This window comes from Paenibacillus elgii NBRC 100335 (assembly GCF_004000865.1).
Lineage (GTDB): Bacteria > Bacillota > Bacilli > Paenibacillales > NBRC-103111 > Paenibacillus_G > Paenibacillus_G elgii.
Map to the genome: position 1 here is coordinate 1 of NZ_BIMB01000002.1, position 17,962 is coordinate 17,962.

Genomic DNA, 17,962 nt, shown 5'->3' on the forward strand with positions numbered 1-17,962 from the left:
GTCCGAGACAGGCTCTTTATTCTTTCTGCCAGCGACAGCGTTACGGCACAAGCAAGCTGTCCAGATGCCGCGAAATGATCCCCGCAATTTCATCCGCACGGATAACCTCGGGCGCGATGACGCCGTGTACGAGCAGTCCGTCCACCAACGCGTGGAACCGTTTCGCTTCCAGCTCCGTGTCAAGCCCCGGCTTCAGCAGCTGCGACTCGACGAGGAATTCGAAGACGTTGCGGAACACGTCCCGCAGCGAATCGTGAATTTCCCGGCTCAGCGGCCTCAAGTCCGGCTCGGTCAGAGCAAAAGTCGAAAAGGCCACCCAGATTTGACTTTCCGCCAAGCGGTCTTCGTCCAGCGGCACGATTTGACCGATAAGCGTTTCGATATTTCTCCGGGGATCGCCGTCCTGCGGCAGCGACTGTATACGTTTTTTTATTCGTTCGGCGACAAGCCGCATGGAGAAAGCCAATAAAGCCGGTTGCGAATCGAAGTAATGACGCAGCGAGCCAAGAGACATGCCGGCTTCCCTGGCGACACTGCGCACGCTGACCCCTTCCAGCCCTTCCCGGCGAATAATCCGCCACACCGCTTCCGCCAACTGCTCCCGTCGTTCTTCATGATTTACGATTTTAGGCATGTCCCGATTATAGCACGGTTGTTTTTTTTAATACAACAATGCTAAAATAAACCCTGCTTAGTAATACAAGTGTATCAAAAAAAGAAAAGAAAGGACTGATTGTATGACGATAGCTGCATTTATTATCGGTTGTGAAATTGGCTTCTGGGTGTTCGTCGTCGCCGGACTTGTCTTCCGCTATATTTTGGGCATGAAACGAATCGGAGCTCTTTTGCTGGTCGCCACGCCGGTGGTCGATCTGGTCCTGATTATCGCGACCGTCATTGATTTGCGCAACGGGGCGACCGCGAGCTTCGTACACAGCCTCGCCGCCGTCTATATCGGCGTATCCGTCGCCTTCGGACACCGGATGATCCGGTGGGCCGACACACGGTTCGCACATCGGTTCGCAGGGGCCCCGGCGCCCGAACCTAAGCCGAAGCACGGCCCCGCCCATGCCCGTCGCGAGCGGCAGTCGTGGTTTCTTCACCTGCTGGCCTGGATGATCGGCAGCGTGACTCTGCTCGGCATGATCTGGTTCGTCGACGACGAAAGCCGGACGGCAGAGTTGTGGGGCATGATCTCGCGCTGGGCGATCATACTGGGGATCGACTTTATATGGAGCTTCAGCTATACCTTCTGGCCCAAAAAAGCATAGCCGGATTTAGCTGAAACCTTATGCTCTTCTCGCACGTAAGAGTAAGACAATCGTACATTTTTTGCCAAAAGGAGATCGATGCTCATGCCTCGCCTAAAAATCCCCCGTTAACCCCGGGGACCGCCGCCTCCGTTCGTTCGAAGCCATGCGTGAAACCAATCCCATATTTTACCAAGGAGCGTGCAAACGAATGAACGGACCACAGGCGGTAACCAAAGAAGAAAGACGGGCCATTGCCCGTGAAATTGCCGACCGGCTTAAGCAGGTTTACGGCGACAGCATTAAAGCGCTCGGCCTCTACGGCTCCATGGCGCGCGGCACGGACGGGCCGTTCTCGGACACCGAGATGCTTTGCGTACTCCGCTCGGGAGACGAGCCGGTCGACTTCAGCCACGAATGGGCGTCTGGGGCCTGGAAAGCCGAGGTGAACGTGTACAGCGAGGAAGTGCTGCTGCAGTACGCCCGGACCGTCGAGGATACATGGCCTCTGTCCCACGGCGCCTTCCTTACGGCTCTGCCGCTGTACGACCCGGACGGCTTTTTCGATGACCTGAAAGCAGCAGTCCTATCACCGGACGAAGCCGATTTCCGGGAAAATATCCGAAGCATTCTGGTCGGCGAAATGTTCGAATTCGCCGGTAAATGGCGTAATGCGAACGCCCAGGGCCCGCGGACTTACCTGCCTTATCTGGCTATGGAAACCGCGCATTACGGCGCGATGCTCATCGGGCTGCATCATCGGACGACCTACTCAACGGGAGCCAAGGTCATTCCCGAAGCAATGACCCTGCCCAACCGGCCTGACGGCTTCGATGCGCTGGCACAGCTCGTACTGTCCGGCGAGCTGTCCGACCCGGACCGCGTCTTTCTGGCATGCGAGGCTTTCTGGAGCGGCCTGCAAGCGTGGGCGGAAGAACACGACTATGCGTTTATCACGGAACAAATTCCATTTTAAAAGCAATACGGCTTAAAGGCCCGCATCCGCTGCGGGCCTTTTCTATGCCTGCGGAGATTTTTATATTGACTGTACGTTCAGTCATAAATTATACTAAAGCTGCAAGGACCATGGCATCTTTTCCCTTCGGTTCGGTTAAGCGTCACGGTCCGGTCATCATTTTATCCGCTGTTGCGGAAAATACGTCTAAGGAGGAATCACGATGGATCTTCACTACGAAATTCATGGTGCGGGCGACGAGACGATCGTCCTGCTACACGGGGGCGGGACAGATATGCGCACCTGGCGATTCGTCATTCCGAGGCTTGCGGCGAACTATCGGGTCATTGCATTCGACGGTCGGGGAGCCGGACAATCGCCGGCGCCTGTCGAGCCCGCCAATTACGTTGAGGATGTAAAAATGGTTCTTGACCACTTCGGCCTGGAAAAGGCCATACTCGTCGGCCATTCCATGGGCGGCCAGATTGCCGTCGACTTCGACCTGACGTACCCCGAGCGGGTATCCAAGCTCGGGCTTATCGCCTGCTCCGTTACGGGCTTCCGGAATGCGCCGGACATTGAGGAGCGGTTCCAGCGCGTTCTCGCCGCGGTGCCGGATGTGGAAAAAATGACCGAGTTTTCGCTTGATTTTCCGTCCTATGACGTCGTCAAAGCAAGTCCGCATCTAGAGCTTATGACCGAGATGATTCGACACAATATCAAGCGATGGTTCGATTGGAAAAGCGGCGAATCGGTATGGCCCCAGCCTCCCGCCATCGAAAGGCTGGACCGGCTTGCGGCGCCGACTTTGTTCATGATCGGCACACTCGACCGCCCAGACCTGTTCCCGCTCGCCGAGCAATTCGGGCAGCTTCCGAATGCCCGCCTCGTGTGGATCGACGGCGCGGATCATATGCTTATGCTCACCCATCCCGACGAGGTCTCCCATACGATTTTGCAGTTTCTGGAGGAGTAACGACATGCCCCGAACGCCAGAGGAAAACGAACGGATTCGCCGCGCCGCCCGAGATAAAATTTTACACGCGGCCACGGAGCTTTTTATCGAGAAAGGATTTCATTCCGCCTCCATCGACGATGTAGCCAAGCGAGCGGACATTTCAAAGGGCCTGCTCTACAATTATTTCAAAGGCAAAGAGGAGCTCTTGGCCGCCATGGTCGATCTTCGTATCGAAGAGGTGCTCGAAGTGATGCAGGCCGCGGCTGCCAAAGAAACCCCTGCCGAGCAGCTGCGCCATATCGTTGAAGGGGCGCTGGACAACGTCCGCGAGCAGCCGGAAGTATTCCGCTTCTATTTGAACTTGTTCACCTGTCCGAGACAGGATGAAGTCGTGGCCAGGCACGGAAACCGACTGCTGGGCGCCTACGCGGAGCAGTTCGAGGCCCAATGCGAAATGTTCGGCAAGCTGGGGGCTCCCGATCCCCGGAAACGGTCCCTTCACTTCTCCTCGACGCTCCAAGGCATCATGCTGATGTATACTAACTATCCTTCGGGGTTCCCGCTGGACGACATGAAGGCGCAAACGATCGAGGAGTTTTGCGGCAATCGGAATTTGCAGCCGGACGGCTCCTGACTTCCCGCAGCTTCCGCTCCGTCGATAGGACGACGGCGGGAGCTCCTCCTATTCCAAGCCTTCTTCCCTTGTTCCAACAACACCATCGAACGGTTCGTTGCGCTCCAGAGTGCGGTTCAGCTTTTGCAGCATATCCCCGATTCCCCTGCTCCCGACCAGCGGAAAATAAATCCGTGTCTCCTCGGAAAACACCTCAGGAACGATCTCGGTAAACTTTTTGCCGCCAAGCACGACAACTTCTTCAAAGCGGTCCAACCGTTTTTCGCTTACTTGACGTTTCAACTCGTGCAATGAAATGATTTCCGGGTGACCGCTGCCAAAGGCGACATTGTAATTTTCATAAAGTTTATCATCCGGAAGCAAAAAACCGTGCTTGGCCGACAATATCGCCCAATGGTCAAAATAACGGTCCGCATACGCTTGACATTTTCGGTGAAGGGGAGAAATGTACGCCTGTTTGGCCGGGCAAGGACCCGACGGTGCGGCGGCGGTATCCCATATTTTTTTGGCTCCGCAAGGAATGATGCACAGTCTGTTCACGTTCGTCCCGCTCCTTCCGTCGTTGTGCGCAATAACCTGCGCTTCCTTAGCTGCCTGCCGCTATTGCTTCGCCGCGGGAACGGTCATCCCCTTCTTTTTCCCGAACCTGCAACCTTCCCCCCTTCTCGGACGTATATCCATTATCTTCTATATTTTACTGAGCCGAGGTGGAAGCGAAATGACAACGCATGTGAACATCGTACATTACCACCCTGATTATGCGGAAAGCGTAGCCGAGATGTGGAACCGAAGCCAAGACGAATGGGGCGGCGGACCGGCCGTCCGGACAGCCGAGCAGATTCGCCAGGACGAGGAAAACTCGGATGCTTTGGCCGTCTTTCTCGCTGTCTGCGACGGTCAAGTCGTCGGATACTGCAGTTTGGGCGAATACCGCGAGGATACCGGCGCGCTGTACATCCAGCTGTTGAACGTACGCCCGGATTACCATGGCCGCAAAATCGGCAAAATACTCGTGCTGCGGGCGGTGGAGGAAACGATCCGCCTGGGCTGGCCTCGTGTCGATCTGTACACTTGGGAAGCCAATATGAAGGCGGTGCCGCTGTACAAGAAATGCGGCTTTTTCTGGGAAGACCGCGAGGACGCGACGCACTTCATGAACTTTATCCCCCAGGTGGCGGCTTGCGAAGCGCTTGCCCCCTATCTTCAAGATATCGATTGGTACGCCGATTTGAAGCGGACGATCGAAGTGAAACCGGACGGCCATAAAGCGAACGGCTTCGATACATACACTTACGCGTGGTCCAAGAACGGTCAATCGCTTCGCGTCGATATCGAGCGCAGAGGCCGCGGCATCTGCCTCATCGAAACGAAGGACTACTTGCTGTCCGCCGCCGCCGAACAGGCCGAGCCGGTGTTCGGAAGCGAGTATACTATAGAATACCGCATCGTGAACAAATCGGGCGCCCCGCTTAAGCTTGAGCTCCAGGGCGAATCGGACCGGAATGTGACCTTCGATTGGAAAAGCGAGCTGCAAGTGGACGGCGAAGAACAGATCGCCGCGCGCTTCTTCGTCGGAGCCATCGAGGAAGAGCAGAGCGAATGGCGTACCTGCCCGGCCGTGCAGACGCGGGTGCGAATTAACGGCCTGGAAGCGCTGCTCAAGGTCGGCGTCGTGCCGAAATTTCCGGCCGGCCTGACGATGCGGGTGCCGGATGCAAGGCATGCGCTTGGCGGGGATTACGTCCTGTACCTCGATATGGAAAACCATTTCCCCGAGACGGTCTCGTTCTCCTTCGAGCTGCCGGAACAAGCTTGGCTTGCGCTCGGGCAACGGGCTTTCGAAGCGCGCCTGACCGCGAAGGAGCGGATCTCGTTGGCGGTTCCGTACCGCCTGCTCGACCACGGCTTCTACCAAGCCCTGCTTCAAATCCGGGCCGTTCCGGACAACGGGCCGGAGGTGACGTTCACCCGTTTCGTTGGCGGAGCCTTCGGGGGACCCGGGGCGATGTTTACCGGAGAGACGGAGGACAACCGGGTTGCCGTGAACGGCAGCTATGAGATCGAATACGATAAAGATCACAACGAAACGTTCCTTCGGGCCTGGAACCGGAAGGACGAGCGGATCATGCTGCTCCCGCCGTCGATAGGCAAGCCGTATTCCGCCGAGTTTACCCAAAAGAAGCCGATACGTGTGGAGCCAAAAGAAGAACGGGGAGCGGTCGGCTTCCGCCATACGTACCGCTCGGATGCGTTCCCGCAGCTGCTGCTGCATCTTCACACGCTCCTGTACGCCGACGGAACGGCGAAGCTGTGGCAGGATCTGGAAAACGACTCGGACGCCCCCGTCGTCAGCGAAATGTGGGTCTCCCAGCGCATTCGTCACGACTTGTACGGAATCGTTCTGCCTTATGACGGTCAAATCGTCGAAACGACCGAATCCCACGGCATCGATTTCGAGTACTGGGACGGCTCCAAAATTAGCGAGCCTTGGCTCTTCGCCCGCGGCGCCAGAAGCGCAAACGGAATTTGCTGGTCCGATAATCACCGGATGAATATGGGCGATTGGTATTTGGAGCTGGAAACCCCCTTCGGACGGCTGGAAGCCGGAGAAACGAAAGCCTCGGATACGATCTTCTTGTCTATGGGCGGGTTCGACGATTGGACCTCGCTCCGGGATTTTGCCCTGAAGCGCATCGGGCAGGAAACGACTCCGCCGCCGATCGGCCATGTGGAGCTGACGGCCAATGAAGGAAATCCGTTCGTGCAGCCAGACGCGGAGGAAGTGCCGGTCACGCTTCGGGATGCGAAGCAGACCGTATGGGAAGGCGAGCTCTCCGCCCGCTACATGGATCCGGCCGAAACGCCGGAGCAGGTGCATTTGTCGCCTGACGAAGAGGCGGCGGAAGCCCGCTTCATGCTGCCTCGTCCGGCATCCCGCTGCCGCGTGGTCCGGGTGGAAGCGCGTCTAGGCGCGCATGAAGAGGCGTATCATGCCGCCTTGTTCCCGGTTTCCAGCGGAGAAGTCAGCGGTACGACATCGACCGAAGCCGGATATTCGGTGCTTGAAGCCGACAACGGAATCATTTGCATTTCCGCAGCGGCCGACTACTACCCTGGGCTGCGGTCGCTAGCGGTCGGGGGCCGGGAATGGCTCGCTTCCGGGTTTCCCGAATACGGGGCGAAGTCGTGGTGGAATCCTTGGACCGGCGGCTTGACCGGCCAATTCGACGAGATGGGGCCGTTATCCGTGCGCAAAGAAGAGCATTCCGCCTCCTTTGTCCGCCTCCCTGACGAGAAAGGCAACGTGTGGGCGGGCATCCGGGTCCGTCAATCTGTCCGGAACCATGATACGTTCAAAGGGACGACCATGGACAGCTACTATTTGATGCTCCCCGGTGTACCGGTGCTCGCTTATATGACGGATATCCATCAGAACACGGGAACATATCTGGACAAATCGATGCTCAGCGAGCTGTTCCTTCGTCCTGACGAGACGGACGGCTATGGGTGGCTGCAAACCTGCGCTCCGAACGGAAAAGCGCTGCGTTATCCCCTCGGAAAAGGGGAGCTCAGCGTGCGCGAGACGAAGGATTACGTGTTCGGACTGGATAGCCAACCCGGAGTCATGCACCTCGTGACGGACGAGGCAGCCAACCGCCCTTCGGTTTATACGAACAAGGAGATCAGCTGCCTATCCTTCACGCAGAGAGTCCGCCTCCCTCACGGAAGCGTGAACCGCTCGGCTCCGGTGTTCCTCGTCTTCCCGGACGCCCCGCTGCCCGCGGACAGCTTGGAGGCTTTACGCAGACTCGCCTTCCCTCTTATACTTGAAACCAGTGACACGGAAGGAGAGTAATACGGAATGAAAATCATTGATGCGCACATGCACTTGTCTCATATTGCTTCGTTCAAGGAAACGGCCGAAAACCGCTCGCATGTCGATTACTCTGTTGACGGGCTGCTGCGCGAATACGCCGAGAACGGCGTCGTGCTGGGGATCGGCATGGGAGTGACGGAGACCGCCGCCGGAGGCTTCCCCGACCGGGAAGCCCCCACGCCGATGGGACTCGACATGGTGGAGTCGTATCCGGGGCAGATCGTGTACTGCCCCGGCGTTAACCCGTTCAAGCTGGGCAACGCCGGACTGGATGAGCTGGAGCGAGCGCTGCAGCGGCCGGAAGCGGTCGGGATCAAAATTTACCTCGGCTACTATCCGTACTATGCCTATGATGACGTTTACCAGCCGGTCTACGAGCTGGCGAAGCAGTACAAGGTCCCGGTCGTCTACCATACGGGCGATACGTACTCGGAGCGCGGCCTGCTGAAATATTCCCACCCGCTGACGGTGGACGAGGTTGCCGTCGCCCACCGCGACGTCAACTTCATGATCGCCCACTTCGGCGACCCGTGGGTGCTGGACGGAGCCGAGATCGTCTACAAGAACCGCAACGTATTCGCCGATTTGTCCGGCCTGATGGTTGGCGATGCCGCGGAATGCGCGCGGCTCAAGGATTCCCCGCTCTTCTTCGCCCATCTGCGCCACGCGGTGACGTATTGCGACCATTACGAAAAGATGCTGTTCGGCACGGACTGGCCGCTCGCCCCCGTGCAGCCTTACCTGCAATTCGTGCAGGAGTTGATTCCGGAGGCGTATCATGAGCACGTCTTTTACAAAACGGCCCTGCAGGTGTTTCCGAAAATCGCTCCGCTTGTGGAGTAACTGCAAATCCGACGCCGAAAACGCAAAAAAAATCCCCGCCTCGTCGATGGCAGCGACGGCGGGGACCAAAGATATATGTTAAGTAACGGGATCTTCTTTAGTATGCAGCCCGAAGCTTAAGCACACCTTAAAAGAAGTTCAAAATTTGATTAAAAGAGGCTTAATCCTTATACGGATCGAATTCGTCTGCTCCGGCCATGCATACGCCGATCGGCTTCAGCACATGCAGCACCTCGATCGTCTCCGCATGGGCGTCCAGCACCTCCTGAAGCTTCCGGTACACGAACGGGCTCTCGTCCGTCCCGGCTCCGCGAAGCTCGACGCCGAAACTCCGCACGGCCTCGTGCATCTGCGTCTCCGAGATGAGGCCGCCCGAGCGGGTGCGCGTCTTCCAGTTCATTTTGCCGGCCGCTTGCGTGCGGCTCATAATTCTTCCCGCGCCGTGCACCGTGCTGTAGAAGGCCGCCCGGTTCTCCTCCGTATCCTTTCCCCGGACAATGACCGAGATGTCGCCCATGCTGCCGCCGATGAACCCGAGCTGGCCGGGAGCCGACGGCGTCGCCCCTTTGCGCACGACAACCGTTTCGCGGCCGTCGTGGGTCTCTTTCCACGCATAATTGTGGTGGTTATGCACCTCGAATTCCGCATCCGCTCCCAAAATCGCTAGCACCTGACGAATGACGGCATCTCTTCCGGCGTACGCGTACCGCCCAGCCAGCTTCATGGCGCGGTAATACATATCGCCAAGCTCGCTGTCCAGATCGAGCAGCACCGGCGGCTGGTCCATCTTTTCCCCCGGAGCGTTCGCCAAAAACTCCCTGCCCGCCGCAAGGTTGATAAAGCCGCTGGCCGTCTTGTGGCCGAACCCGCGGCTGCCGAAGTGGTTGCCGATCCACAGCCTCCCCGTCCCTGCTTCTTCGAACAAATCGACGAAATGATTCCCGCTGCCTACGGTCCCCAACTGATCGCGGGCGAGCTTCTTCAGCTTATCGTGCTCTTGACGCCCGATGGCGGCATACACCGACCAGTCCGGATCGTCGAACAGCTCGTGATCCACCTTCTCGCTGTTTACACGCCCGATGCCGAACGAAACGTTCCGTGCGATCTCATCCATAATGTGCCCTAGCCATGGCCGGATATCTGCAGCCAGCAGGTTCGTTCGCACCGCTTTGTTCCCGCATCCGATATCGTACCCGACGCCGGACGGCGAAATTTGTCCCTCGTAGACGATCACCCCGCCGATCGGCTGGCTGTAGCCCTTGTGGTGGTCCGCCATCAGCAGCGCCTGCACGACATTTCCGTGCTCCGCACACGTTTTCGCTTGCGCCAAGGCGCCTGCCTCCGGGTTCCCCCAGACGCGGACGCCGTCTATAATTTGATAAGCCATGCCGTCAGCTCCTTTTCCTGCAAAAGCTTCGCAATGCGTTCCCTTACTTGTTCATTCGGCTCGAAGACCGTTAGTTCCTGCAAGGCGGCCGCCGCTTCCTCTCCCCAGACCGGAAGAGGCCATGCCTCCAAACATTTCAACGCCATGTTGCGGTTCATCGTTGCCGGGCTCCGCAAGCCGGCGGCAATCAGCTTCGTCCCGAGCCCCTCGAACACGTCCAATGCCTGCAGTAGGCTTTGCAGGCATTGATGCGGCCCATACTGCTCCCCGTAGCCAATTTCGTCCTTCGGACCGCTGGCAATCTCCTTCAATGGAAGATTCGCTTCCGCATAGCGGACCAAGCGGTCCATCCGCTCCGGTTCGTCCGTGTGCACGAGCTCATAATACAGGTGGCTATCCAGCGGATGCGCCTGTAGCTGCCCGAACAGCTCCTCCCAGATGTCCAGCCGGAGCCGTTTGGCCGCATGGATCGCATGCTGCCGTACCGCGCTGTCCTGCGACCGGATGTCTTCCCATATTTTGCCCGGCCATCCTTCGTCGCGGATGACGTTCTCACACAGCCGCTTACAGGCTTCGCGCCGGTCATCGGACCAGCCCCTGTCATACCGCTGCTCCCAACGCTGACCGTCTTCGTTTAGAAAATCATAAATATCCGTCACAACCGACAGCTGCGCTGCGGTCACGCACATTGTCTGCGAATGCCTTAGAAAATCGCTTACCGCCGATGCTGCGTCCTCATAGTCGTCGATATCTTCCGCAGGTCCACCGGATAGAAGTGCCGAAAGGATGACCCCCGCCCCGTCATACAGCTCCAGATCCACAGAAGCTTGCGACAGCGCTGCAGCCAGCCCGCCATTACGCGCGCAATAACAGGCCAAATATTCGTTCATGACGCTGTTACGGCAGCCGTGGCGAAGCAGCCAATCCCGGATTTCCTGCGTTTGCGGCTCCAGACGCTCGACCAGTTGGATTTTTCCCCAGCCGTCTACAGCCTTGGCCAATTCGAACAGCGTCTCGTTGGCGTTGTCCTGACTGCCCCGAATCGCAACCGCCGAATAAAGCGTAAATTCGTCATGCTTACCCAGCGTAACGACCAGCTCCCGGTGTCTCTCGGTTTCGAACTGGCCCAGCAGCACAATCCCCAGCTTGACGACATTGCGGTGCGCCCCGGATCTCGCAAACCACTCCGCTTCCTGGTACAGATTCGATATCACGACGCCGGGGTGCTCCCGCAGCGACTCCAGCAGCGGGTCAATGATACTCAACACATCCTCTTGCATCAGCTTGAGGTATGTGGCGCGTCTTGTTTTGCTGCCCGGATTCCGGCTCTGCTTGACGAGAAGCTGCACCAGCGCTTGCACCTTCGCCGCATCCGCCTGCCCGCCGGCATGATGGCTGAACGTCCCGTCCATGCCCCCCGCGACCCAGCGCACGGAATGCCCGGCCCAATACTCTTCGTCATCCGGCAGCCCGGCGTCATTGAACCGGCCCCGGTCATCCAGCGCGGACACGATGTATTCATAGATGGGAGGCTTGCCGGCCCATGGATAAAGCGTATTTTGATTGAATCGGTTTATCATCGTTCATCACCTGTTCTCCCACACTTCGCCAAGCACGGCGCGGAACAGCCCGTCAAGCTCGTGAGCCTGTCCGCCTTCGGCGCTTTTCAAATGAACGGCCGTGCGTTCGAAATGATTCATTTTTTGTTCCAAAAAATCGTTGATGGGGTTGATTCTTGGCTCGTAGTCCATTTCATCCCCCGCCATTTTGCGTTCAACCAGCTCCCGGATTACTTTTTTCAGCTCGCTGCCCTCCGGCACCAAGCGGTCCACCAGCACGTCGAATTCCATCGGCGGCATCGCGTTAAACCGCTCGATCCATTCGCAGGCCAGCACCGGACGAAGCACGTAAAAATATTTTTTGATCTTGACCTGCTCCCCCTGCAAGTAATCCCGGTAATTCCCCTTTGCCATATTGAGATAGTGATACATACACGATTTCGGTGAAAAGGTCAGCGGCGAGATGCTGCGGATGCGCTCCGCCGCGGAGTATTTCTCGTAGTACGGGATCGGCGATTGCAGCCACTCCAGCAGCGGCGGGTTCGATTTGCGGAATAAGTTCAGCGCCTTCTTCAAATCCCAGCCGTTGATATCGAGCTTGTCGCTGATCGGCCGCTCGATTACGTCCCGTTGATCAAATATCGATAAATACCACTCGACAGGCCGGACGTACAGGAAACGGACATCGTAGTCGCTGTCCTGCGACGGGAACCCCCATGCCCGGCTGCCCGATTCGCAGGCGTACAGGATGCGCACCTGCTCCTGCCGCTCAATGTGGCAGAGTTCTTCTAATATAGGTTGACGAAAGTCGGTCATCGCGGTTCTCCCCCTTCGGATCGAGATGGTGGTAACGGAAAAAGCCATCGACCTCAATGGTCCATGGCCCGATGTTGTTTATAGATGGTTTTACGGTGTGCGCGTAAAATGTCATCCGAATAGGACCGATGAGATGCGGAAGTCAAAGTTTCCATGATTTGGAAGTCTGCGTTTGTACTTCAGGATGAACTTCGTCGTCGTAATCCCTGCCATCTTCATCGGCCCTCTTTTTGCAGAAAATGGATCGTTACTTTTCGGTATCGCCAAGCTCTATGGCGTCGATTTTCCCGGTCATGCCCGAGTAGCCCTGTGCCGCTTGCGCAATATAGGACAGCACCGTGTCGCTCCAGCCGTAAATGTAGAACGTATTCCGGTCGGCCGGAGGCGCCATCGCATAGCGGTACGGCGCAATGTCGACGATGAACGCCTTGACGTGCGGGTTCACCTTGGCGCGGTATTTCGCCAGCTCGGCGTAAAACGGGCTGCCGCTGTTCTGCTGCTCATCCGTAATGATGATGATCTGATCAACCCGCTTGTTTTCATAAAACAGCTTGCGCACAGGCGCGCCGGTATCGGTTCCGCCGCGGGAACGGATGCGGTCCGCCTGCGTCAAAATGCTGTCGTGACGCGACGGCTTGGCGTCCGTCACCTCTGTGTCGAACAGCCAGAACAACGAGTTCCCTTGCGTCTTCTTGTACAGCGCCAAGGCGAATACGGACCCGATCTGCAAATATTCCCCTTGCATGGAGCCGGAAATATCGAGGAAAATCGCCGTGTTCTCGCCGATCTCCGGCAAGTTCGCGAACGTCAGCTCCACCGCCGCCCGAAGCGCGTCGCGCAGCTCCGGACGCTCTACCTCCCGGAACGCCTTGGCGAACCGGAACGGCAAAATCTTCGCTTTGCGCAGCGCCTCGGCATTCGTCAGACGCTCCACCGCGAACGCCAGGTTCGCTTTCTTCTCGAACACGCCTGCGCGATCCAGCGCGTTCAAATGGCGCAGCAGCGCGAACGTAGGCATCTGGCGCAGCAGCGCCTCCCAGACCGCCTTGGACGGCTTGATCGCGCCCGTCACCGTTTCGTACGGCAGCTTCCCGCGTTCGATGCAGGCAAGCTGCTCGGCTTCGCTTCTCGCCCGCTTCAATTGCTCCAGCGCCTCCACCTGCGGGAGCATCGCGAGATTTGTCTCCTGCCCGCGCAGATAACGGAACAGCGCCTGCTGCTTGAGATCGGCCGGCTTCGGATGCGCCGTCGCGATCGCGTCGCCCAAGCTGAACCCGCGTCCCCGGCCGTTGTACTTCAGCGCCCAATATTCGGACACCCTGGATAGGAAGCGGGCGACCTGCCGTTTCACGGCCCGACCGCCCTGTCCGCGGCCAAGTCCCCGCAGGATCGTCAGGAAGTCGGACAAATCGGAAGGAATCCGGACCACTTGGTCAAACACATTGGCGAACAAATCGGGCCGGTAAGACGACAGTATGGCGAGTCCGAACAGCGGCTGCAGCCTCATGAATCCCTCGTTGCGGGCGAACACCAGCGCTTTGGCCATAAATTGCGGGTTCTGCTGGGCCATTTCGTGATGCAGCTCCAGCGCATCCTTCAGGAGCTCGTTTTGATCGGCGTAAAATGTGTTTCCGAGCGTATTGGTCAACAGCGTCTGCACGTACTGCTCTTCGGCCGAGCGCGCATAAGCGGGGAATCCGTCTTTGTTATGTGTCGTTGGCAGCATCGCGCCAAACATTTTTTTTGCGAAACTCATGGTTGGGGACCTCCTTTTTGCGTAGCAAAACCACTTCGTAAGCATATTCTTAGTTTTTGCCGCAGCAAAAACGGCTTCATCTAAACTCCGGCGAGGAAAAGTGAGGAAGGTCGGTGCAGGACTCGAACCTGCCGTGTTGCCCAATAATCTTTTGGCCGCTTGTATGCGAAGGAACCCTCCCCGGCGCCTCGCCGTACTATTAACTTGTTAAGAACGAAGCGAGGGAAAAACGAAAAGGCGCATGGCGTCTCCGACGCCCGGCTTCCGCCGTCAATTCTTTTCCCATAAAAGTCGAAGGAGCCCTTTCAAGCGCCTCGCTTCGGTATTCATATGGTGAAGATCCCCGAGGAAGTGGGCGGAAAGGTACATAACCGCTCTACCATCTGAGCTATTCCGCCATATAGCGGAAGCCGGACTCGAACCGGCGACCTGTCGCTTAAGAGGCGAAGTAACCCTTCCAAGCGCCTCGGTGATCTTTTGCCGTAAGGCTTTTGCCTTTCGGCGTCGGCCTTACGTGTACTATCATCGCTTATTTTCGGCCCCGCGAACATGGCGAAAGTATTACGACGAGAGAGAAAGTTTTCCTTTTTCTCCAATTCCCTTCCCTGTTACAATAAAAGGAACAGCTACGAAAGCGGAGGTTGTCCATGGCCAGAGAAAGCTTCGATAAAGAAATCCAGTTTTTGCGCATGCTGGTGCTGACCAGCGGCGCCTACAGCCGTCAGCAATTCGCGCAGCGGCTCGGTATCTCCGTACATACCTTCGATAAAACGATCCGGCGGCTGAAGGACATCGTGAACACGGTGTACCAGCAGCTCCCGCAGGAGCAGAGCAAAGAATTCGCCGAAACGCTTCGCTTCAGCTATTACGAGTCCGCAGACCCGATGCTGCTGTTCTTATACCGCGCCAAGTCGCTCAAGGAATCGGAGAGCCACCGACTGTCGCTGCTGCTCGCCGTCATGCAGGATGAGGGTCGGACCGTCATGGAGCTGCTCGATGCGTGCTGCAGCGATCTTCCCGCGGAGCTTCCGCTGCCCGACGAGAAAACGATTCGCTCGGACCTGAAATATTTGGAGGAAGTCGGCGTTATCGTAAAAGAGCCCGGAGGAAGGCCATACCGGTACCGCGTTCACGACCGGCTCGTCAAAGATCTGACCTACGAAGAGCTTCTCGATCTCTACGATTACGTCGACATTATGGCGAATACGCAGGTGCCGTCCGTTCAAGGCTATCTTTTGCGGGATAGTGTGAAGAAGGCTTTACAGCAAGCGGGCGGGGCGGAAAACGTTACCGGAGAGCCTTTTCTGTACAAGTACCATTATTACTCGCGCATTCTGGACGAAGCGCATTTGTTCACTCTGCTTGGAGCCATTCGTCAGCGCCGGAAGGTGCGTTTCCTCTATTTCTCGCCCAGAACGCGCAAAAGCTACGCCTCGAAAAATACGAACCCGCTGTTTGAACGCGAAACTGAGGGAAAAGAGGTCGTGATGCTGCCGCTCAAGGTGATCTACGATCACCAATACGGCCGGTGGTATTTGCTTGGCTCGGAAAGCCGGCAGGGGATCGTGAAGTTCCGTTTGGAAGGCTTGACTCAACTGAACGAAGACGAGGCCGTATCGGAAGAAACGTTCAACGAGAAGCTGCACCTATTGGAGGAGAAAACCCGCTACAGTTGGCTTATCGATACGGGAAGGCCGCTTACGGTGCGGGTGCGGTTTTTCAGTCCGGAGGCTCCGCAGCCCAATTTTGTCAAGGAGCGCGTGCTGCTCCAAGGGCAGTGGGGACAAATTACGGAAGAAGACGAGGCTTCTTTTATCTATGAAATTAAGGTGCACGGGACGACCGAGATCAAGCCTTGGCTGCGCAGCTTTGGCTCCAGTTGCGAAGTGCTCGCACCGGAGCATCTGCGCCGGGAGCTGATTGAAGAGTGGAAGGAGATCGCAGCGTATTATGAATCCGTTTGAGAAAATTTTTAATTACCAGGTCATGTCCCGCCTCCACGAAACGGGTACGCTCGCCGTCACCTCCCACGAACGGACATGGCTTAAGGCGATGCTGGAGCATCCAGCGTCGGAGCAAGCTTTTACTCCCGAGACGCTGGAGAAGCTGCAAAGCATGCTTGAAGGCGACCCAGCGTTGGAGATGAAGGAAGGCTTCGGGGAAAAAGCCAAAAGCCGGGAACAGCAGGTCTATCATCCGCTTTTGCGCCCCTTGCGGCGGCTCATGGCGAGGAAGAGCGGTATACTCATCAACCACCGGATCAGAGACGGGCGGATGTTCGAGGAGCAGCCGGGCTTTCCGTTCAAGCTGGAATATTCGATGGTCAAACGGGAATGGTACTTGATCTGGTATCATCTCCGGCATCGGGCGTTGATGAATACGAGGCTGCAGCATATTGTGGAGCTTGCGGAGCAACCGGTTTCCGGGGAGGAGGTTGCGGCTATCGAAGCGGACATCAACCGCATGCTGGAAGGCCGGAAGGAATCGACGGTCATCGAGGTGGTGCGCGAGTATAACAACGAGCTGTCCCGCATCCTGTACGCCTTCTCGTGCTTCGAAAAGCAGGTCGGGTACGACGACGCGGCGGACCGTTACATAATTCGGCTGACGTTCCTCGGGGATGAGAGCGAATATATTTTGTCCAAGCTGCGCTTTCTCGGCAAGCGGGTTCGGGTTGTTGAAGGCGACAAGCTCAAGCGGCGCATGCGAGAATCGGCAGCCAAGGCGCTGAGCCGGTATGGGGTAACGGAGGAGCAGCAGGTTGCACCGTAAACGGCGGCAGACCGGGTCTTGCTCGGGCCTCGGCCCGAGCCGGTCGGCAGCATAGTGACGCCACTGTTAGGATGACGCGTCGGGCGTCGGATTGATCTGTCGGGAAATCGAGGGACATCCTTGTGAGGCCGGAGGACGCTAGAGCGCTGGTGAGTTGGATGACGCCTGAGGAGCTCTCGATGATGCTGGATGGCTCCAGGCTCTATTGATGCGCTAGACGCCAGACGGATACTTTTGATACGCTCCACGATACTCTATATGCCCGATGACAACATCTCTACAATGCTGCTATGTGGCGCTCGATGACACTTCACGCTGTGACACTCAATGTGCACTTGGAAGTGCCTTTCAACTCACAGTGCTCGATTACGTCCGATGGAAACCTACTCCATGCGGCAATCCTTATCTCAGTAGCGACCTTCGCAAAACCAATAGAGGAACTCAGATGCGTTAAGATACTTCCAATAGCCCTATTCTGAAAAATAGAGGAACTCAGGTGCGCAATTATCCCGCCTCGACAACATAATCCGGCCAATCCTGAATCATTCGCCAGAATAAAGGCACCAAGTTCCTTTATCGCCCCCGGTAACGAGCAAAACAGTCAAATAGCGAACGTCAGTTCCTCTATCTTCGGAAGTCTCTCCCTGCGATCCGCCATCCAAGACCCATCATCCAAGAGAAATCAAAGCCGCACAGGGCTTAACAAACCGCATACAGCAGCGCAGCGCCAAACGCAAGCTAGGGATTCGCATACACCAAATCCGAATCCCAAGCCCGCCGCCTTAACGACCTTGCCTGCGAACGATATCTACAGCGGCCAATTGCGAAATGGAACAAAAGCTCCGCTCAACAGCATCACGGCAAGTCGTGCAACGCTCATAACTAAACGAACCGAAAAAAAAGGAGGTGTCCTTATGTACGCAATTCATTGGCCTAATGCGATTTTGTTCGCTATTCTTTTCCTGGCCTTTCCGATCTATGTCGTTTACCGGCTGCAAACGATCTCCCGCAAGCTCTCCCGTATCGAACAGCAGCTTCTCGACCAGAAGCGGGCGGAGCTCAAGGCGGACAACGCCCGCATCGCAAAATCGCAAGAGCCCCCCACCGCCTAAGACTGTTTTGGCAACAGCCCTTAAGCGACGGGGAGCTCAGCGC

Annotated in this window: 15 protein-coding genes; 9 read left to right on the plus strand and 6 right to left on the minus strand. The window is 57.1% G+C overall.

The window, feature by feature from the left end; translation table 11 throughout:
- Positions 1-40 precede the first annotated feature (40 nt).
- A complete protein-coding gene (locus PEL01S_RS01565; RefSeq protein ID WP_010497277.1) occupies positions 41-634 on the minus strand; it encodes a TetR/AcrR family transcriptional regulator in 594 nt (197 codons plus the stop codon).
- 103 nt (positions 635-737) lie between these two features.
- Here PEL01S_RS01565 and PEL01S_RS01570 point away from each other — a divergent pair, with 103 nt between their 5' ends.
- The 4 genes from PEL01S_RS01570 (at position 738) to PEL01S_RS01585 (ending at position 3,797) form a co-directional block, all read left to right on the plus strand.
- Positions 738-1,271 carry a hypothetical protein gene (locus tag PEL01S_RS01570; protein ID WP_063186557.1) on the plus strand — a complete coding sequence of 178 codons (534 nt, stop codon included), beginning with the start codon at positions 738-740 and terminating at the stop codon, positions 1,269-1,271.
- Positions 1,272-1,461: 190 nt separating this feature from the next.
- Entirely contained in the window at positions 1,462-2,226 is a 765-nt protein-coding gene (locus tag PEL01S_RS01575) for an ANT(4')-I family aminoglycoside nucleotidyltransferase (protein WP_127459009.1), read from the plus strand.
- A gap of 202 nt (positions 2,227-2,428) precedes the next feature.
- Positions 2,429-3,181 (plus strand): alpha/beta fold hydrolase, encoded by a 753-nt coding sequence (locus PEL01S_RS01580; RefSeq protein WP_063186559.1) that lies wholly within the window; start codon positions 2,429-2,431, stop codon positions 3,179-3,181.
- Between the two features lie 4 nt (positions 3,182-3,185).
- Positions 3,186-3,797 carry a TetR/AcrR family transcriptional regulator gene (locus tag PEL01S_RS01585; RefSeq protein WP_063186561.1) on the plus strand — a complete coding sequence of 204 codons (612 nt, stop codon included), beginning with the start codon at positions 3,186-3,188 and terminating at the stop codon, positions 3,795-3,797.
- Between the two features lie 48 nt (positions 3,798-3,845).
- Here the strand turns inward: PEL01S_RS01585 and PEL01S_RS01590 are convergent, their stop codons facing one another.
- Entirely contained in the window at positions 3,846-4,337 is a 492-nt protein-coding gene (locus PEL01S_RS01590; protein ID WP_127459010.1) for a DUF6884 domain-containing protein, read from the minus strand.
- A 178-nt stretch (positions 4,338-4,515) separates the two neighbouring features.
- Here PEL01S_RS01590 and PEL01S_RS01595 point away from each other — a divergent pair, with 178 nt between their 5' ends.
- Complete coding sequence (locus PEL01S_RS01595) at positions 4,516-7,653, plus strand: GNAT family N-acetyltransferase (protein ID WP_163768608.1); 3,138 nt, start codon at positions 4,516-4,518, stop codon at positions 7,651-7,653.
- Positions 7,654-7,659: 6 nt separating this feature from the next.
- A complete protein-coding gene (locus tag PEL01S_RS01600) occupies positions 7,660-8,517 on the plus strand; it encodes an amidohydrolase family protein (RefSeq protein ID WP_127459012.1) in 858 nt (285 codons plus the stop codon).
- Between the two features lie 160 nt (positions 8,518-8,677).
- Here PEL01S_RS01600 and PEL01S_RS01605 read toward each other — a convergent pair whose 3' ends face one another.
- The 4 genes from PEL01S_RS01605 to PEL01S_RS01620 form a co-directional block, all read right to left on the minus strand.
- A complete protein-coding gene (locus PEL01S_RS01605) occupies positions 8,678-9,904 on the minus strand; it encodes an RtcB family protein (RefSeq protein ID WP_127459013.1) in 1,227 nt (408 codons plus the stop codon).
- On the minus strand, positions 9,886-11,484 hold the full coding sequence (locus tag PEL01S_RS01610; protein ID WP_127459014.1) for a limonene hydroxylase: 1,599 nt from the start codon (positions 11,482-11,484) through the stop codon (positions 9,886-9,888). Before PEL01S_RS01610 ends, PEL01S_RS01605 begins: the two co-directional genes overlap by 19 nt.
- Positions 11,485-11,490: 6 nt before the next feature.
- Positions 11,491-12,279, minus strand: a complete 789-nt coding sequence (locus PEL01S_RS01615) for a nucleotidyltransferase domain-containing protein (protein ID WP_108531035.1) — start codon at positions 12,277-12,279, stop codon at positions 11,491-11,493.
- A 247-nt stretch (positions 12,280-12,526) separates the two neighbouring features.
- Positions 12,527-14,035 (minus strand): TROVE domain-containing protein, encoded by a 1,509-nt coding sequence (locus PEL01S_RS01620; protein WP_127459015.1) that lies wholly within the window; start codon positions 14,033-14,035, stop codon positions 12,527-12,529.
- Positions 14,036-14,682: 647 nt separating this feature from the next.
- On the opposite strand from PEL01S_RS01620, the gene PEL01S_RS01625 reads away from it, so the two are divergent.
- The 3 genes from PEL01S_RS01625 to PEL01S_RS01635 all read left to right on the plus strand — a co-directional run bounded on the left by PEL01S_RS01625 (position 14,683) and on the right by PEL01S_RS01635 (position 17,919).
- Complete coding sequence (locus tag PEL01S_RS01625; protein ID WP_127459016.1) at positions 14,683-15,999, plus strand: helix-turn-helix transcriptional regulator; 1,317 nt, start codon at positions 14,683-14,685, stop codon at positions 15,997-15,999.
- Positions 15,986-16,807: a WYL domain-containing protein gene (locus PEL01S_RS01630; protein WP_127459017.1), complete on the plus strand. Its 822-nt coding sequence runs from the start codon at positions 15,986-15,988 to the stop codon at positions 16,805-16,807. The genes PEL01S_RS01625 and PEL01S_RS01630 overlap by 14 nt, the downstream gene beginning before the upstream one ends.
- Positions 16,808-17,721: 914 nt before the next feature.
- Entirely contained in the window at positions 17,722-17,919 is a 198-nt protein-coding gene (locus PEL01S_RS01635) for a hypothetical protein (protein ID WP_127459018.1), read from the plus strand.
- Positions 17,920-17,962 lie beyond the last annotated feature (43 nt).

Bases quoted from the DNA above. Each gene is read 5' to 3' on its own strand.
- PEL01S_RS01585 (WP_063186561.1), top strand. From the start codon at position 3,186: ATGCCCCGAACGCCAGAGGAAAACGAACGGATTCGCCGCGCCGCCCGA.
- PEL01S_RS01565 (WP_010497277.1), bottom strand. From the start codon at position 634: ATGCCTAAAATCGTAAATCATGAAGAACGACGGGAGCAGTTGGCGGAA.
- PEL01S_RS01605 (WP_127459013.1), bottom strand. From the start codon at position 9,904: ATGGCTTATCAAATTATAGACGGCGTCCGCGTCTGGGGGAACCCGGAG.
- PEL01S_RS01630 (WP_127459017.1), top strand. From the start codon at position 15,986: ATGAATCCGTTTGAGAAAATTTTTAATTACCAGGTCATGTCCCGCCTC.
- PEL01S_RS01625 (WP_127459016.1), top strand. From the start codon at position 14,683: ATGGCCAGAGAAAGCTTCGATAAAGAAATCCAGTTTTTGCGCATGCTG.
- PEL01S_RS01580 (WP_063186559.1), top strand. From the start codon at position 2,429: ATGGATCTTCACTACGAAATTCATGGTGCGGGCGACGAGACGATCGTC.
- PEL01S_RS01595 (WP_163768608.1), top strand. From the start codon at position 4,516: ATGACAACGCATGTGAACATCGTACATTACCACCCTGATTATGCGGAA.
- PEL01S_RS01635 (WP_127459018.1), top strand. From the start codon at position 17,722: ATGTACGCAATTCATTGGCCTAATGCGATTTTGTTCGCTATTCTTTTC.
- PEL01S_RS01600 (WP_127459012.1), top strand. From the start codon at position 7,660: ATGAAAATCATTGATGCGCACATGCACTTGTCTCATATTGCTTCGTTC.
- PEL01S_RS01570 (WP_063186557.1), top strand. From the start codon at position 738: ATGACGATAGCTGCATTTATTATCGGTTGTGAAATTGGCTTCTGGGTG.
- PEL01S_RS01615 (WP_108531035.1), bottom strand. From the start codon at position 12,279: ATGACCGACTTTCGTCAACCTATATTAGAAGAACTCTGCCACATTGAG.
- PEL01S_RS01610 (WP_127459014.1), bottom strand. From the start codon at position 11,484: ATGATAAACCGATTCAATCAAAATACGCTTTATCCATGGGCCGGCAAG.
- PEL01S_RS01620 (WP_127459015.1), bottom strand. From the start codon at position 14,035: ATGAGTTTCGCAAAAAAAATGTTTGGCGCGATGCTGCCAACGACACAT.
- PEL01S_RS01575 (WP_127459009.1), top strand. From the start codon at position 1,462: ATGAACGGACCACAGGCGGTAACCAAAGAAGAAAGACGGGCCATTGCC.